We start from the raw sequence: 16,426 nt of genomic DNA, 5'->3' as shown, positions 1-16,426 counted from the left end.
CTCTCAGACCCAGGAGCGGACGTAGCGGGGCTCGCGGCCCTGGGCGAGCTGGCTCGGCGACGCCTGCGTCGGCTGCCGGTTGCCAGGGGGGAGCTGGTTGATGCCGAGCGCGGCGGAGAAGATCACCAGACCGTTGAAGAACGCGATGATCCACTTCTCCGGGCCGGCGTCGGTGGCGAACGCGGCGGTGAGGTAGGACAGCAGGAGCGCGAAGCCCAGCGCGATCCACTTGCGCGCCTTGTCGCCGCTCGGGCCGATCAGCCCGCCGATGACGTTCGTGGCGAGCAGGGTGGCGGCGCTGGCGCCGGTGAGGCTGCCCAGGGCGGCCCAGGTGAAGAGATCGTTCACGGCGATCCCCCTCTTGTCACGGTGCGGTGGTGCGGTCGGGGTGGGATGGTGCGGCGGCGTCCGGATCACTGACTCCAGGTTCCGCCCGGTGTGCTCGTGGGCCGCCGGCGCGGGCGCCGTCGGTGGTCGGTGGGTCCGGCCCGGCTCAGGCCGGTGGACCGGCGGGTGGTGCGGGTGCGGGCGGGGCGCCGGTGCCGGCCGGGGCCGGGCCGGTGGCCGCCGTCGCGGTGGGGGCGGCCGCCGGATCGGGGACGCCACGGGAGCGCCGTCGCCGCAGCAGCAGGACGAGCACCACGCCGGCGACCAGCAGCAGGACGACCACGGCGGCGGCGACCGGCAGCCAGGGGAAGGAACCGTTCCCGGTCACCACGGCGGCCGGGCTGGTGGCGGGCGGCGGGGGCGCCTGGGCGACGGCGCGCAACTCGGCCGGCTTGGGCTGGTTGGCGATCACCTTCCAGCTGACCGAGCGTCCGGTGACCGTGCCGTTGGTGTCGAGCACCCGGCCGGGGAACGTCACCGAGATCTCGAACGCCATCAAGGTCATGAACGCCTGTTGCTGGCGCGGATCCTGCTGCCCGAACTTGCCGCCGTATTTCTGCGGGTCCAGCGGGAGCGAGAAGCGAATGAGATCCTCGTCCCGGACAAGATTCACACTTTCGCTCGTGAATTGTGCCAGTGGCGTTTTCCGGTACGTGATCTGAATGCCGTACGAGGTGGCGTCCTCGTACCGGGTCTCCGCTCCGGGCGGAAGTGAGGGAATGTTCGGCCGCAGTTCGGCGAACGCCACCGCCGGATCCGGGTTCCGCTGCTTGAGCACGGACTTCGGTGCGGTGAGCAGGAGCTGGCCGGAGACCGTGTCGTCGTCGTTCACGGTCAGCCCGAGGTTGAGCTGCATGCAGCCGCTCATGATCGCCACGAGGGCGAGACACACCGCGAGGCCGAATGCGCGGCTGCGGCGGAGTCTCGTATTCATGCGCTCAGTGTGAGCCGGTGCCGGTCGTCGGGCAGTCCGTGATCGGTCGCCGTTCTGTCGCCGATCTTACCGGCTCCCTCTCCCGTTCGGACGACCTCGAAAACGCGAGCGATCGATATTCTGAAGGATTGTCGCGACGCAGATGTCGACGGCCTTCCTCGCCGGAGCGTGAGCCGGCGTCACCGCTCCGGGGAATCCGCCGCGACGATCCGGAAGACCGGGATGCCGGCGGCGACCCGGGCGAACTCGGCCAGCGGGGCGTGCCGGTCCACCGGTACGTGCGGGCGCGCACCCGGGGCGAGCGCGAGGTGCCGGCGCAGGATCGGCGGCCGCTGCGCCACCGGCACCTCGACCAGCCGGACCGGCTCCCGGCGGCGACGGCGCAGCACCACCCGGCCGCCCGCGGCGCGCACGTTCGCCACCCAGTTGGCCCGCTCGCCCAGCATGGACACGACGTACCGCTCGCCGTCGTGATCGGCCACCACGATCGGCACCGAGACGGTCCGCCCGGTACGGCGGCCGGGCACCTCCATGGTCATCCAGTGCGCCGGGGCGAGACCGGCGCCGTACTGCCACGCCGCCAGCGCGTTCATCATCCGGGCCAGCCGGTTCGGCCGGCCGCCCCGGTACATCCACGTCATGGCTCCGCCCATCGGGATCCCTCCTTCTCCCGTATCCATTGACGGGCGGGCGCGCCACGGCGGCCAGGGCCGACCGGCCCGTACCGGCTCAGGCGCTGTCGCGGGTGACGAGCGTCGACGGGAACGGGGTGCTCGGGGCGACCGGCTCACGCGTCAGCACGGCAGTGGCCGCGGCGGCGGCGATCCGGTCGACCGGGTGGGTCGCCGTGGTCAGCGGCGGGCTGCTGATCGCCGCGTACGGCAGGTCGTCGAACCCGGCCACCGCCACGTCGTGCGGTACGCGGATGCCGCGCCCGCGCAGCGCCGCGATCACGCCGAAGGCGGTGGCGTCGCTGGCCGCGTAGACCGCGTCGGCGTCCCGCCACCGGCGCAGTGCCTCCAGCGCCGCCCGGCCGCCCCGCGCCGCGGTGAAGTCGCCGGTGACCAGCCGCTCCGGCGCCCCCGCCTCCCGCATCAGCTCCCGGTACGTGGTCACCGAGCGCTCGGCGCAGCTCAGCCAGCGCGGCCCGGTGACCATGACGATGCGGCGGCGGCCGGTGGCGTACAGGTGACGCAGCACCGCGCCGGCACCGCCGGCGTTGTCGACGTCGAACGACGGCACCGCCGGCGAGCCCTGACCGATCGAGACGATCCGGCCGCGCAGCCTCGGCGGCACCGCGTCCAGCGCGGCCTGGGTCGTGTTGACCAGGATCACCCCGCACACGCCCCGGTCCGCGCCGAGCCGGGCCAGCCCGGACGGGTCGGCCAGTGGCAGCCACTCCAGCGCCACGCCGATGCCGTGCGGCGCGCACACCCGCGACGCCGCGCTCACCACCCGGTGCACGTACGGGTCGTCCAGGACCGTGTCGTCGCGGCCCACCACGGCCACCACCAGGCGTACGCCTGCTCCGCGCACCAGCGAGCGGGCCGCGAGGTCCGGCACGTAGCCGAGGCGGTCGGCGGCGGCGTGCACCCGCGCGCGGGCCTGCGCCGAGGTGAAGCCGTAGCTGCCGAGGACCCGGGAGGCGGTGGCCCGGGAGACCCCGGCGTAGCGGGCCACGTCGTCGAGGGTGGCGGGGCGTGCGGTCGGCGTACCCATGTCCGCATCATGCCTGCTCCCGCCCGGATGGGCGATGCCATAACAGCGCTTGTGGTGGAAGCGCTCTCAGGTGTGCGATTGTCGTCGGGAACCAGACGGGGGAAGGGACCACAGCACCGTGAGCAGCACCATCGACGCACCGGCCGGGAAGCGGCCACCGGCGCCCCGGGCGGTGCGCAGCGCCCGCAACGGCGTCGCCGTCGTCTTCGCCCTCAACGGGCTCGCGGTGGCGAGCTGGTTCTCCCGGGTCCCGGCGGCCCAGGACGCGCTCGACCTCAACCCGGGTGGGCTCGGCCTGCTGCTGCTCTGCGCGTCGGCGGGCTCGCTGCTGGCCATGCCGACCGCCGGCCTGGTCACCCAGCGGCTCGGGCCGGCGCGCACGGTGGCCGTGTCGGTGGTGCTGGTCTCGCTCGGCCTGACCGTGGCGGGTCTGTCCGCCAGCCTGGCCGGCTCGGTCGCCGGGGTGGGGCTCGGCCTCGCCGCGTTCGGCTTCGGCTCCGGCCTGTGCGACGTGGCGATGAACGTCGAGGGCGCGGCCGTGGAGAAGCGCCTCGGCTACACCATCCTGCCCCGGTTCCACGCCGCCTGGAGTCTCGGCTCGGTGGCCGGGGCCGGGCTCGGCGCCGGCGCCGCGCACTTCGGCGTACCCGTCGGCGTACACCTGCCGGTCCTGTCCGTGCTGATCCTGGCCGGCACGCTGGTCGGCGCCCGGGCGTTCCTCGCGGCCACCGCCGAGGCGGCCGGGGCCGGGGAGCCGGCGGCCCGGCGGCAGGCGCTGCTGGCCGCCTGGCGCGAGCCCCGCACGCTGCTGATCGGGCTGCTCGTGCTGGTCATGGCGTTCACCGAGGGCAGCGCCAACGACTGGCTCGCGGTGGCGTTCGTCGACGGGTACGGGGTCGACGAGGCCGTCGGCGCCGCCGTGTTCGGCGTGTTCGTGGTGGGCATGACGATCGGCCGCACCGTCGGCACCGTCGCCATCGACAGGTGGGGCCGGGTGCCGGTGCTGTTCACCACCATCGCGATGGCGTCTGCCGGCGCCGCGCTCGCCGTGCTGGCCGGGAACGGCCCCCTCGCGGTGGTCGGCGTCGCGCTGTGGGGACTCGGCGCCTCGCTCGGCTTCCCGGTCGGGATGAGCGCCGTCGCCGACGACGAGGACAAGGCCCCGGCCCGGGTGAGCGTGGTCGCCGTGATCGGCTACACCGCCTTCCTGGCCGGCCCGCCGCTGCTCGGCTTCCTCGGCGACCACTTCGGCGTGCTGTCCGCGCTCGTCGTGGTGCCGCTGCTCCTGCTGCCCACGCTCGCGCTGGTGCCGGTGCTGCGCGAACGCCCCGCAGCCCCGGACGCGCAGGCCGGCGCCCCGACGGCGAAGGTCGGCTGAGCCGCTCCAGCCGACTCCCACCGCGCTCCCAGCCGCCTGCCAGGCGGGCGTGCTGCACTGGAGCGAACGCCGAGGAGAGGAGGCGGGCATGGGCTGGTTCAGCCGCCGGGCCGCCGACCCGACGACGCCCACGAAGCTCGACCGCGAGGCGACCAAGGAGGACCTGGCGCAGCTGGAGGCGTTCGTCACCAGCCGGCGCGGGGTCGAGTTCTACCTGGAACCGGAGACCACCGCCACCGACACGACGGTGGTCGCCATCGCGCACGACGGCGAGTGGATCCGCCGCCGTACCGGTTCGCCCCGTGCCGCCGGCAAGATCGCCCAGAAGCACGCGGTGCCGCTGTACGAGGCGGCCCGCACCGGCTACCCGGAGCGGATGCGGGCGTGGAACCGGGCACACCCGGAGCGCCGGGCCCGCTGACGGTCCGCCACGCCGACCGGCTGACCGGAGCGGTCAGCCGGTCAGCGCGGCGACCAGCGCGTAGCCGAGGAACGCCGCGCCGAGGCCCGCGGTCACACTGAGTGCCACATTCCCGTACGCGAGGCGGCGCCCGCCCGTGCGGGCCAGGCGCAGCGTCTCGTAGCTGAGCGTGGACCAGGTGGTCAGCGCGCCGCAGAAGCCGGTGCCGGCCAGCGCGGTCACGCCCGGGTCGACGGGTGCCGCGAGCAGTCCGCCGAGCAGCAGCGACCCGGCCACGTTGACGGTCAGCGTGCCCCACGGGAACGGCGAGCGGTGCCGGGCCTGCACCGCCCGGTCGGTCAGGTAGCGCAGCGGGGCGCCGATCGCGGCGCCGATCGCGACGAGCAGGACGGTCATCGGGCCGCCACCGTCCCGGCGGTCACGAGGTCCGCCCGTGCCGGGCGGCCAGCAGCCGTGCGGTCACCGTGTCCCCGGCGGCGACCGCCGCCAGCGCGCCGAGCACCGTGGCGGCCAGGTAGGCGCCCGCCGTACCGGGCGCGCCGTCGGTCAGCAGCCGCTGCGCGTCGACCGCGTACGCGGAGAAGGTGGTGAACCCGCCGAGCACGCCGACCCCGAGGAACGGCCGGGTCAGCGGGTGGACCGGCCGGGCGGCGAGCACCGCCATCAGCACGCCGATGAGCAGGCATCCGGTGACGTTGACGGCGAACGTGGCCCAGGGGAAGTCGCCGGGCTGGTGCGGCAGGGCGGCCTGGGCGCCCGCCCGCGCGAGCGCGCCGAGCACGCCTCCGGCAGCGATCACGCCGAGCACCGCCGCCGGGTGCGCGGACAGTTCCGTCCGGTCCGCCGGTACGCGCAGGTCGACGTCAGGATCGACTCGGGGATCCGACACGACACCTCCCACCAGCACCCGCGAGCATAACCCCGCCTTCCCGCTCCCGCCCCCGCCCCGTTCCCGGCGATCTTGCGGTTTCGGCTCCGGCGAAGGGCGCGAACCGGACACCCGAGGGGCGGCAAGTGCAAGATCGCGGGGGAGGGGGTGGGGCCGGCCGGGGAGGGTGGGGGCGGGCGTACGGTGGGCGGGATCGCCCCGGGGCGGCGGCGTCCGGGGTCCCTCGTACCAGGAGGTCACCGTGGAGGAGCGCACGCCCCGTCCGGAGGAGCTGGATCCCGTCGAGCGGATCGGCGTCGACGAGCTGCGCGCGCTGCAACGGGACCGGCTGCGGCACTCGCTGCGGCACGCGTACGACAACGTGCCCCACTACCGGCGCGCGTTCGACGCCCTCGGCGCGCACCCCGACGACCTGCGTGACCTGGCCGACCTGGCCCGCTTCCCGTTCACCACGAAGGCGGAGCTGCGGGAGAACTACCCGTTCGGCATGTTCGCGGTGCCGCGCGAGCGGATCGCCCGGCTGCACGCCTCCTCCGGCACCACCGGGCGTCCCACGGTGGTCGGCTACACCCGCGCCGACCTGGACACCTGGGCGACGCTCATGGCCCGCTCGATCCGGGCCGCCGGGGGCCGCCGCGGCGACCGGGTGCACGTCGCGTACGGCTACGGGCTGTTCACCGGCGGCCTCGGCGCGCACTACGGCGCCGAGGAGCTGGGCTGCACCGTCGTGCCGGTCTCCGGCGGCATGACCGAGCGTCAGGTCACGCTGATCCGCGACCTCGAGCCGGAGGTCGTCATGGTGACCCCGAGCTACATGCTCGCCATCGTCGACGAGATGGAACGCCAGGGGATCGACCCGCGCGCCACCTCGCTGCGGGTGGGGATCTTCGGTGCCGAGCCGTGGACCGAGGACATGCGCCGTGAGCTGGAGCAGCGCCTGGACATGCACGCGCTCGACATCTACGGCCTGTCCGAGGTGATGGGCCCGGGTGTGGCGGTCGAGTGCGTGGAGACCAAGGACGGCCTGCACCTGTGGGAGGACCACTTCTACCCGGAGATCATCGACCCGGTCACCGGAGAGGTGCTGCCCGACGGACAGCGGGGTGAGCTGGTGCTGACCTCGCTGACCAAGGAGGCCATGCCGGTCGTCCGCTACCGCACCCGCGACCTGACCCGGCTGCTGCCCGGCACCGCCCGCCCGATGCGGCGCATCGAGAAGATCACCGGGCGGACCGACGACATGATGATCGTCCGCGGGGTGAACGTCTTCCCGACCCAGATCGAGGAGCTGATCCTGCGTACCCCGGCGTTGTCGCCGCACTTCCAGTGCGTGCTCGACCGGCGGGGCCGGCTCGACACGCTCACCGTGCACGTGGAGCGGCGCGCGGGCGCCGCCGCCGACGAGGCCGAGCGGGCCGGCGCCGCCCTCGTCGAGCAGGTGAAGAACACGATCGGGGTGTCGGTGGCGGTACGGGTGATCGAACCGGACGGGGTGGAACGTTCGATGGGCAAGATGCGCCGCATCGTCGACCAGCGGCGGGAGTCCTGAGATGGCCGGTGACGGCGGCCGTACCGCGGCGCACGACATGTTCGACGCCGACGTCGCGTCCAAGGGTCTCGGCATCGAGCTCGTCTCGGCCGGCGACGGCGCGGCGGTGGCCCGGATGCGGGTCACCCCGGCGATGCTCAACGGGCACGCGATCGGGCACGGCGGCTTCGTGTTCCTGCTCGCCGACACCGCCTTCGCGCTGGCCTGCAACAGCCACGGCCCGGCGACGGTGGCGGCCGGCGGCGAGATCAGCTTCCTGCGCCCGGTGCGCGAGGGCGACCTGCTGGAGGCGTACGCCACCGAGCGGGTCCGGCACGGCCGCAGCGGCATCTACGACGTGACGGTGCGGCGCGGCGACGAGGTGGTGGCCGAGTTCCGGGGACGCAGCCGCACCATCGCCCGCGACTGATCCGACCGGCCCGGCCGCCGGGTGACGTCCCGGCCGGAGTGGCCCCGTGCCCGCTCCGACCCGGACGTCACGCTCATGCGGCCAGCCCGAGCGTGTGCCCGCCGGGCTCGGTTCTTCGCCGGCCCACCCGCCCGGGCCGTCCGGGCCACCGCGTGACGCCCGGTCCGGCCCGCACCGGCTGCCCCGGCCGTCCGGGCACCACCCGCAGCGGGTCGGAGCGATCGAACCGGTCCGGCGGGACGGGCGCCGGTCGGGCCCTCCACCCGACCGGCGCGACCGTCCCGCCCCGAGCGGGCACACGTCCCGCTCGTCGGCGTCCCGGACCGGGACGCCGGTTCCCGCTCCCGGCACGCGGCCGGCAGCGGTGTCCTTCGCGGTACGCAGGCGGCGGGCGAAGTCGGCGCGTACCGCACGCGACAACCGCAGCGCGGCCACCCGGGCCACCAGCGCGTCGACAGTCCAGGCGCCGGCGGCGAGCGGGTGTACCAGCCCCGCCGCGGCCAGCGCCCGCAGCACCGGCTCGGCCCGGCCGGCGGGCCAGCCGAGCATCGCCTCCACCGCGGCGGCCACGACCGGGCCGCCCCGGGCGGCCCCGGCCAGCAGCGCCGCCCGGTGCGTACCGTCGAGCCGGTCCAGCCGGACGTCCACCAGGCGGCGCGCGAACGCCGGCACACCACCGGGCTCGCCGGCCGGATCGGCCGACGCGTACGCGGTCGCGACGGCCGGATTGCCGCCGACCAGCGCGACCAGCCGGCCGGCGAGCGCGGCGGGCCGCCCGGCCCGGTGGAGCAGGTGCCGCAGCAGCCGCCCGCTGTCCGACGCATCCAGCGGCTCCAGCGGGATCCGCCGCGCCGGGGCGGGCAGCGGGTCGGCCGAGCCGGCGCCGCACGTGGTGACCACCGCCAGCGGCAGTCCCCGCTCGTCCGCCGCCACGTGGAGCTGGTGCAGGAAGCGGCGCAACGCCGGGGCGGCCCGGTCCAGGTCGTCCACCGCGACCACCAGCGGCGCGTCGGCGGCCAGGCCGAGCAGCGCCTCCCGGCAGGCGACCACGGCGCGGGCCGCCACCGTGTCGTCGTCCGGCGCGGCGAGGAACGCGGCGAGCGCACCGCCGCCCGGACCGTCCGCGGCCGGACCGCCCGGCCGGGGCCGGACCAGGCCGGCCAGCGGCGCCAGTTCCCCGCACGGGTACGGCGGGCAGGCAGTCACCCGCACGCGCACCGGCACACCGTCCACGCTCGACACGGCGCGGGTCACCTCGTGCAGCAGCCGGCTGCGGCCGCTGCCCGGCGGACCGACCAGGGAGATCCACCGGGGACGCCGCTCCCGCAGGGCCCGGCTCACCTCGTCGGCGGCGCTCGCCACCTCGCGGCGACGGCCGACGAGCGGCGTGCGATGCCGGGCCGGCCCGCTCCCGGCCGCCCCCGTGACCCGCCACACGTCCAGCGGAAGCGCCTTGCCGGCGAGCGTCAGCGTGGCGAGTGGACGCTGCTCGACCAGGCCGGCCACCGCGTCCCGGGTGACCGGGCAGACGACGACTCCGCCCGGCGGCGCGTGCTCCTGGAGGCGGGCCGCCGTGGTGATGACCGCGCCGCTGGCCGCGCCGTGGCCGCCGTCCCGGACCCCGGCCAGGTCCAGCAGCACCTCGCCGGTCGCCACGCCCACCCGCACGCGCAGCCGGACACCGGCCGGCCGTCGCCGCGCCAGCGCGGCCTGGATGTCCAGCCCGGCCCGCACCGCCCGGTACGCGTCCAGACCGTCCGAACCGGACGCGCCGAACAGTGCCATCACGGCGTCGCCGACGTACTTCTCCACCACGCCCCGCCAGCGGCGCAGCACGGAGGCGACGGTGCCGAAGTAGGCGCGTTGCAGCGCCCGTACGTCTTCCGGGTCGAGCCGCTCCACCAGACGGGTCGAGCCGACGATGTCGACGAAGAGGACGGTCACGACACGTCGTTCCTCGGGCACCGGCCGGCACGCCGCGATGACGGCTTTCCGACTCCCCACGGGCGTGGTGATCAACATCGCACCCACCCTTTCCCTGTTGTGGTGCCCGACGACCTCAGCAGACTTCCACCACCGGGTTCTCGGGGGATCTGTAGGACGACGTATGTCGGGCACCCGCAACCATTAGTCGTGTAGTCGACGCGAGGAGTACGAGTCCGGCCCGAAGGCCGTAGAACGGTGCGGGGACCTGTGACTAGGCTGCGTCCCATGGCCAGCGACGTGGACACCGCACCGCTCGTCGGCCGGTCCGGCACCATGGCGACGCTGCGGTCGGCGCTCTACGACGACCTGCGGCCCGGGCAGACCGGCGCGGTGTTCCTCACCGGAGAGAGCGGAGTGGGCAAGACCCGCCTGCTGACCGAGGCCGGCGAGCAGTTGCGACGCAGCGGCGCGCTGGTGCTCACCGGCACCTGTCTCGACATCGGAGACGCCTCGCCGTTGCACCCGGTCCGGCAGGCGCTGCGCCGGCTCGACGCCGAGCAGGCCGACGCGCGCACCACATCGGCCGTCCGCGGGGTCCTGCAGGTCTTCGACGAGGAGACCCCGGGCCCGGACGGCGCCGGGGCGCTGCTGGAGCGGGTCGCCCAGGGCCTGCACCTGGTGGCCGGCGGGCGTCCGCTGGTGCTCGTCCTCGACGATCTGCAGTGGGTCGACCGCAGCACCCGACAGCTCCTGCTCTACCTCCTCGCCGGGCTGGGCGACCTCCAGCTCTCCGTGCTGGCCGCGATCCGGGCCGAGTCGCTGCGCGGCGCGCACCCGCTGCGCCGGGTGCTCACCGAGCTGCGCCGGCTGCGTTCGGTACGGGTGATCGACCTGCTGCCGCTGGACCGGTCCGCCACCGACGAGCTGGCGGCCGCGGTGGTCGGCGCGCCGCTGCCGCCGGAGGCCGCCGACCAGCTCTGGCAGCGCAGCGGCGGCAACCCGTTCGTGGTGGAGGAACTGGCCCGGGACCGGCGCGACGGCCGCGACGGCCTCTCCGACACGCTGCGCGAGGTGTTCCTCGACCGGGTCGACGCGCTGCCCCAGCCGGCGCACGCGGTGGTGCACGCGGTGGCGGCGGGCGTCGAACCGGTCGAGCACTGGCTGCTGGCCCAGGTGGTGCGGCTGCCCGAGGAGGAGCTGCTCGACGCGGTCCGCGAGGCGGTCGCGCACCGCCTGCTGGTCGGCGCCGACGACGGTTACCGGCTGCGGCACCGGCTGGTCGCCGAGGTCCTGGCCCACGAACTGCTGCCCGCCGAACGGGCCGCGCTGCACCGCCGCTACGCCGAGGCGCTCACCGCCGTACCGGCCGAACTGCACCAGGCCCGGCTCGCGCACCACTGGCGGCAGGCCGGCGAACCGGCCCGGGCGCTGCCCGCCGCGATGGCCGCGGCCCGCGAGGCGGAGCGACTGCACGGGTACGCCGAGGCGCACCGCCACTGGTCCGCCGCGCTGACCCTGGCCACCGAGCCGGCCGCCGTCCTGCCCGACGGGGGACTGCCGGAGCCGGTGGACGTGGACCGGGCCGAGCTGCTCAGTCACGCCGCCGAGGCCGCGCACCACAGCGGCGAGCACGCCCGCGCCCTCACGCTGCTCGAGGAACTGGCCGACGACCCGTCCGGCCCGCCGGTCTGCGGGTTGCGCATCCGCCGGGCCCGCTACCTGGCCGCGGCCGGCCGGTCGGCACCCGCGGAGCAGGAGTACCGGCGGGTGCTGGACTCGCCCGACTGCACGCCGCAGGAGCGGTGCACCGCCGCGGCCCGGCTGGCCGAGCTGCTGCTGCACCTGGGCCGCTACGCCGAGGCCGGCGACCAGGCCCGGGAGGCCCTCGCGCTCGCCGCCGACGTTCCCGGCACCACCTCCGAGGTGGTGATGGCCAGCGCCGCGCTCGGGTTCAGCGAGGCGTTCCTGGAGGATCCGGCCGCCGGGCTGGCGGTGATGCGCCAGGCGCTGGACACCGCCGAGCGGGCCGGGCGCCCGGAGGACGTGGCCTGCGCGTACCTGCACCTGGCCGAGCTGCTCACCGGGCCGCTGAACATCCTCGAGGAGGGGGTGGTGGTGGCCCGCCGGGGTGCCGACCGGGTCGCCGAGCTGGGGCTCGGCCGCACCTGGGAGACCCGGCTGCTGGCGGTGGCGACGAACGGACTGTTCCGGGTGGGGCAGTGGGCCGAGGCGGAGAAGGTCGTCGCCGCCGCGCTGCGGCACCGCCCGTCCGGGGCCGACGCGGTCGAGCTGCTACTGGCCCGGTGCCGGCTGTCCGTCGGGTACGGCGACGTCGAGGCGTCCGACCGCGACCTGGAGGCGGTGGCGACGGTGCTGGCCGGTGGCGGCGCCCGGCACGTGCTGCCGATGCTCATCCTGCGCGCCGGCCTGGCCATGTGGCAGGGCCGGCACGACCTGGCCCGGCAGGCGGTGCAGCGGGGCCTGACCGAGAGCCGCTCCGACGACGTGATCGTGCTGGCCACGCTGGCCTGGCACGGGCTGCGCGCGGAGGCCGAGGCGACGGCCAGCCGCACGATCGAGGTCGACCCGAACGCGGTACGCCGACTGCGCGAGGTGGTCGACCGGGTGACCGGCAAGAGCGCCAAGGCGGGCGCCCCGGTGCGCTACGTGGCCGAGGGGTTCCTGGCGCTCTGCGAGGCCGAGCTGAGCCGGCTCGAGGACGGCCGCGGCGACCCCGCGCTGTGGGAGCGTTCCGCCGCCGAGTGGGACCGGCGCAACCACCCCTACCCGGCCGCGTACTCGCGGTTGCGGCAGGCCGAGGCGCTGCTGGGCCGCCGCAGCCGGGTGGCCACCGCCGGCAAGCTGCTGCGCCGGGCGCACGAGATGGCCCAGTCGCTCGGCGCGGTGCCGCTGACCGCGGAGATCCGTACCATCGCCGCGCGGGCCCGGGTGACTGTGGACGCCGCGCCGGAGGCCGCGCCGGTGCCCCGGCAGCGGGCGGCGGCGCCCGCCGGACCGGCGGTGGACGAGCTGGCGACGCTCACCGCGCGGGAGCGGGAGGTGCTCGCCGCGGTCGCCGAAGGGCTGACCAACCGGGAGATCGGCCAGCGGCTGTTCATCAGCGAGCGGACCATCGGCGTCCACGTCTCGCACATCTTCGACAAGCTCCAGGTCCGCACGCGGGTGCAGGCCAGCGCCATCTTCCTGCGCAACGGCGCGGAATAGGCGTACGTCGGCAATACGTCGTTCGACGGATCCCTGTGTGGACGGTGACTGGCAGGCTGTCCCGCGGAACAGGGGTGGCGTCGTGGGGGCGCCGGCCGGCTGATGGAGGAGAGATGACCGAACCGGTCTGGGGTCCTGTGCACCAGGACATCGTCGGCCTTCTCGCCGACCATCCCGCCGACGTGCCGGCGGTCGTGGACCATCTGACCAAGCTGCAGGACCTGCTGGTCCGGCTGCCGCCGCTGGAGGAGAGCTGCCCGCTCGCCGACTTCAACAAGCTCTACCTGATCATCACCAGCACCGTGCTCGACGGCCTGTACGACGACCGGTTCTGCGACCCGGCCTTCCTGGCCCGGCTGGACGTGGAGTTCGCGGCCCGCTACTTCGAGGCGCTGCGGTTCTGGACCGACTCCAGCCCGAGCACCCCGAAGGCGTGGTCGTGCCTGTTCAAGCGCATGCGCGGCCCGGACGCCCGGCCGCTGCCGTCCGCCGCCGCGGGCGTCAACGCGCACATCAACTACGACCTGCCGTTCGCGCTGGTGACCACGTTCGACAGCCTGGAGTCCGAGCCGATCGACGGCAGCGACCAGCACCGCGACTACCTGGAGATCAACAAGATCTTCGCCGAGCGGATCCCGGAGCTGCGCCGTGGCTACCTGGACAACTGGCAACTCATGATCGACATGGTGAACGGCGACATCGACGACTGGTACCAGGGCGAACTGGTGGGGTACACCCGGAACGTGGCCTGGCGCAACGCGCAGAAGATCTGGCGCTGCCGGCACGACCCGGACGCCCGCGAGTGTGAGCGGACGCGGCTGGACGACAACGCCGCGCTGCTCGGCCGGCTGCTGCTGTCGCCCCTCGGGGCGTTCCTGCAGTAGCCGGGACGGGGGGTTCCCGCGTCCCGCCGTCCGGGCGCGGGACGCGGGAACGCCCCCCGGGGTGTCGAGCCCGCCGCACCGGGTACCTCGCCGCCGTGCCGCGAGACGAACCAGCCGGCCCCGGGGCGCTCCCGCCGGGCCCGGTCCGCCGCTTCCCGTTCCGCTTCGACCCGGCGTTCCGGCTGCCGCTGGCCCTGCTCGGGGTCCGGCCCGCCACGGCCTGGCTGGACTGGGGACCGGACGCGCTCGTCGTCCGGTTCGGTCCCTGGCTGCTGCGCACCACGCCGGACAACGTCACCGGGGCGGAGCTGAGCGGACCGTACCGCTGGTGGCGGGCGATCGGCCCGCACCTGTCGGCGGCCGACGGCGGGGTGACCTTCGGCGCGAGCGTGGCCGGCGGCGTCTGCCTGCGCTTCGCCGAGCCGGTTGCGGCGCTGGTGCCCGGCCCCTGGCTGCGGCACCCGGCGGTGACCGTCACCGTGGCCGACCCGGCGGCGGTGCGCGCGCTGGCCCGCTGACCGGATCTTTGACCGGTTCGGCCGAGCCGCGCCCGGGACAAGCCCTACCGTCTTTGCCAGGGGGACGAAGGGGAGCAGATGGGGCAGGCGGGGGACGCGGAGCAGCCCAGGCGTGCGCGGGAGCGGCGCCGGGAGGCGCACGCGGCCGCGGCGGCCCGCGCCGGGCGGCACGGCGACCACGCCGAACGGTCCGGCCGTACGGCGCCGGAACTGCCGGAACGGGTGGCGGCCCCGGCGCGGCCTGCCGCGCCGGCGGGCCGGCTGCACCGGTGGCTGTTCGCGCACCGGGTCGAGCCGGTCGGCCCGGAGGTCCGCGAGCACCAGACCCGGTCCCACCCGTGGTGGCAGGTGATGTGCCTGACCGGCGTCGACTACTTCTCCACGCTGTCCTACCTGCCCGGCATCGCCGCCGTGGCGGCCGGCGCGCTCAGCCCGCTGGCCACGCTGCTGATCGTGGCGCTGACGCTGCTCGGGATGCTGCCGATGTACCGCCGGGTGGCCCGGGAGAGCCCGCACGGGCAGGGCTCGGTGGCCATGCTGGAACGGCTGCTGCCGTTCTGGCGGGGCAAGGTCTTCGTGCTGGTGCTGCTCGGCTTCGTCGCCACCTCGTGGATCATCACGATCACGCTCTCCGCCGCCGACGCCAGCGTGCACCTGCTGGAGAACCCGGTCCTGCCCGCGTCGTTCCCGCACGGGCAGACGGCGGCGGTGCTGGTCACCGTGGCACTGCTGCTCGTGCTCGGCGGCGTGTTCCTGCTCGGGTTCAGCGAGGCCGTGCAGGTCGCCATCCCGCTCGTGGCGGTGTTCCTGGCGCTGAACGCCGTGGTGGTGGTCGCCGGGGTGGCCGAGGTCGTCGCCGACCCGGGTCTGCTCGACGACTGGACCGGGCGGCTGGCCCACGCCGGCGGGCCCGGCGACATCGTGGTCACGAGCGTGCTCGCGTTCCCGCTGCTGGTGCTCGGCCTGTCCGGTTTCGAGACCGGGGTGAGCATGATGCCACTGGTGCGCGGCGAGGGCGACGACGCGCAGCGGCGGCTGGACGCCCGGATCCGCAACACCCGGCGGCTGCTCACCACCGCCGCGCTGATCATGTCGGTCTACCTGATCGCCACCACGTTCGTCACCACCGTGCTGATCCCGCCGGAGGCGTTCGACCCCGGCGGGCCGGCCAACGGCCGGGCGCTCGCCTTCCTCGCCCACGAGCACCTCGGGGAGGGGTTCGGCACCGTCTACGACATCAGCAGCGTGCTCATCCTCTGGTTCGCCGGCGCGTCGGCGATGGCCGGGCTGATCAACATCGTGCCCCGTTATCTGCCCTCGTACGGCATGGCGCCGGAGTGGGGGCGGGCGGTGCGCCCGGTGGTGCTCGTCTACACCGCGATCAGCATCGCCATCACGATCGCGTTCGGCGCCGACGTGAACGCCCAGGCCGGCGCGTACGCCACGGGCATCCTCGCGATGATGGTCTCCGGCGCGATAGCGGTGACCATCGCGGCGTTGCGCGCCCGCAGCCGCGCCGCCGCCGCCGGCTTCGCGCTGCTCACCGCCGTGCTGCTGTACGCGCTGGTGGAGAACGTGGTGGCCAAGCCCGACGGGATCACCATCTCCGGGTTCTTCATCGCGGGGATCATCGCGGTGTCGCTGATCTCCCGGGTCACCCGGACCACCGAGCTGCGGGCCGAGCGGATCGAGTTCGACGAGCCGGCCCGACGCTTCGTCGACGAGTCCGTCGCCCGGGACGGGCGGCTGCACCTGATCGCCAACAAGCGGCAGCGCGGGTCGGTCAAGGAGTACCGGGTCAAGGAGCGGGCGCAACGGTCGATGAACCCGGTGCCGGGCGCCGCCGACGTGCTGTTCCTGGAGATCGACGTGAGCGATCCGTCCCAGTTCAGCCAGGTGCTGCGGGTGCACGGGGTGGAGTCCGGCGGCTTCCGGATCCTGCGCGCCAGCAGCCCGGCCGCGCCGAACGCGATAGCCGCGATCCTGCTGGCGCTGCGCGACGCCACCGGCGTGCGCCCGCACTGCCACTTCGAGTGGTCGGAGGGGAACCCGATCGCGCACCTGCTGCGCTACCTCATCCTCGGCCGGGGCGACACCCCGCCGGTGGTGCGGGAGATCATCCGCAAGTCCGAGCCGGACCCGACCCGCCGCCCCGGCATCCACGTCGGCGGGTGAGGAGCGGCCGGG

Annotated in this window: 14 protein-coding genes and 1 pseudogene; 8 read left to right on the top strand and 7 right to left on the bottom strand. The window is 75.1% G+C overall.

Annotation, left to right across the window (positions count from 1 at the left end; genetic code table 11):
- Window positions 1-3 precede the first annotated feature (3 nt).
- The 4 genes from ACQP26_RS17335 to ACQP26_RS17320 form a co-directional block, all read right to left on the bottom strand.
- The gene (locus ACQP26_RS17335; protein ID WP_194799225.1) at window positions 4-348 is read right to left on the bottom strand and encodes a hypothetical protein; all 345 of its coding nucleotides are present in this window, start codon (window positions 346-348) and stop codon (window positions 4-6) included.
- Window positions 349-493: 145 nt separating this feature from the next.
- A complete protein-coding gene (locus tag ACQP26_RS17330; RefSeq protein WP_269705689.1) occupies window positions 494-1,321 on the bottom strand; it encodes an LppM family (lipo)protein in 828 nt (275 codons plus the stop codon).
- A gap of 179 nt (window positions 1,322-1,500) precedes the next feature.
- Complete coding sequence (locus ACQP26_RS17325) at window positions 1,501-1,974, bottom strand: nitroreductase/quinone reductase family protein (protein ID WP_269705690.1); 474 nt, start codon at window positions 1,972-1,974, stop codon at window positions 1,501-1,503.
- Window positions 1,975-2,050: 76 nt separating this feature from the next.
- Window positions 2,051-3,040: a LacI family DNA-binding transcriptional regulator gene (locus tag ACQP26_RS17320; RefSeq protein ID WP_433493371.1), complete on the bottom strand. Its 990-nt coding sequence runs from the start codon at window positions 3,038-3,040 to the stop codon at window positions 2,051-2,053.
- A gap of 118 nt (window positions 3,041-3,158) precedes the next feature.
- On the opposite strand from ACQP26_RS17320, the gene ACQP26_RS17315 reads away from it, so the two are divergent.
- Window positions 3,159-4,418 (top strand): MFS transporter, encoded by a 1,260-nt coding sequence (locus ACQP26_RS17315; protein ID WP_433493370.1) that lies wholly within the window; start codon window positions 3,159-3,161, stop codon window positions 4,416-4,418.
- A gap of 88 nt (window positions 4,419-4,506) precedes the next feature.
- Window positions 4,507-4,839: a hypothetical protein gene (locus tag ACQP26_RS17310; RefSeq protein WP_030499339.1), complete on the top strand. Its 333-nt coding sequence runs from the start codon at window positions 4,507-4,509 to the stop codon at window positions 4,837-4,839.
- 33 nt (window positions 4,840-4,872) lie between these two features.
- Here ACQP26_RS17310 and ACQP26_RS17305 read toward each other — a convergent pair whose 3' ends face one another.
- On the bottom strand, window positions 4,873-5,235 hold the full coding sequence (locus ACQP26_RS17305; RefSeq protein WP_433493369.1) for a fluoride efflux transporter FluC: 363 nt from the start codon (window positions 5,233-5,235) through the stop codon (window positions 4,873-4,875).
- A 22-nt stretch (window positions 5,236-5,257) separates the two neighbouring features.
- Window positions 5,258-5,728, bottom strand: coding sequence for a FluC/FEX family fluoride channel (locus ACQP26_RS17300; protein ID WP_433493368.1), 471 nt, complete (start codon window positions 5,726-5,728; stop codon window positions 5,258-5,260).
- A 241-nt stretch (window positions 5,729-5,969) separates the two neighbouring features.
- Between ACQP26_RS17300 and paaK the strand changes: the two genes are divergently transcribed.
- Both paaK and paaI read left to right on the top strand, forming a co-directional pair.
- The gene (gene paaK / locus ACQP26_RS17295; RefSeq protein ID WP_433493367.1) at window positions 5,970-7,277 is read left to right on the top strand and encodes a phenylacetate--CoA ligase PaaK; all 1,308 of its coding nucleotides are present in this window, start codon (window positions 5,970-5,972) and stop codon (window positions 7,275-7,277) included.
- Window position 7,278: 1 nt separating this feature from the next.
- Window positions 7,279-7,686: a hydroxyphenylacetyl-CoA thioesterase PaaI gene (paaI, locus tag ACQP26_RS17290; RefSeq protein WP_091417677.1), complete on the top strand. Its 408-nt coding sequence runs from the start codon at window positions 7,279-7,281 to the stop codon at window positions 7,684-7,686.
- 957 nt (window positions 7,687-8,643) lie between these two features.
- On the opposite strand, the pseudogene ACQP26_RS17285 reads toward paaI, so the two are convergent.
- Window positions 8,644-9,708, bottom strand: a pseudogene (locus tag ACQP26_RS17285) (adenylate/guanylate cyclase domain-containing protein); the annotation flags it as partial.
- Between the two features lie 189 nt (window positions 9,709-9,897).
- On the opposite strand from ACQP26_RS17285, the gene ACQP26_RS17280 reads away from it, so the two are divergent.
- The 4 genes from ACQP26_RS17280 (at window position 9,898) to ACQP26_RS17265 (ending at window position 16,414) form a co-directional block, all read left to right on the top strand.
- Entirely contained in the window at window positions 9,898-12,837 is a 2,940-nt protein-coding gene (locus tag ACQP26_RS17280) for a helix-turn-helix transcriptional regulator (RefSeq protein ID WP_433493366.1), read from the top strand.
- Between the two features lie 113 nt (window positions 12,838-12,950).
- On the top strand, window positions 12,951-13,721 hold the full coding sequence (locus ACQP26_RS17275; RefSeq protein ID WP_269705698.1) for a DUF5995 family protein: 771 nt from the start codon (window positions 12,951-12,953) through the stop codon (window positions 13,719-13,721).
- Window positions 13,722-13,816: 95 nt separating this feature from the next.
- Window positions 13,817-14,239, top strand: a complete 423-nt coding sequence (locus tag ACQP26_RS17270; RefSeq protein WP_269705699.1) for a hypothetical protein — start codon at window positions 13,817-13,819, stop codon at window positions 14,237-14,239.
- Window positions 14,240-14,317: 78 nt separating this feature from the next.
- Window positions 14,318-16,414, top strand: a complete 2,097-nt coding sequence (locus ACQP26_RS17265) for an amino acid transporter (RefSeq protein ID WP_433493365.1) — start codon at window positions 14,318-14,320, stop codon at window positions 16,412-16,414.
- The last annotated feature ends 12 nt before the right edge of the window (window positions 16,415-16,426 follow it).

It is taken from the genome of Micromonospora sp. CA-248089 (assembly GCF_050948515.1).
Lineage (GTDB): Bacteria > Actinomycetota > Actinomycetes > Mycobacteriales > Micromonosporaceae > Micromonospora.
The sequence above is the reverse complement of the archived record's forward strand: the minus strand, read 5'-3'. Positions and strand labels throughout refer to the sequence as shown.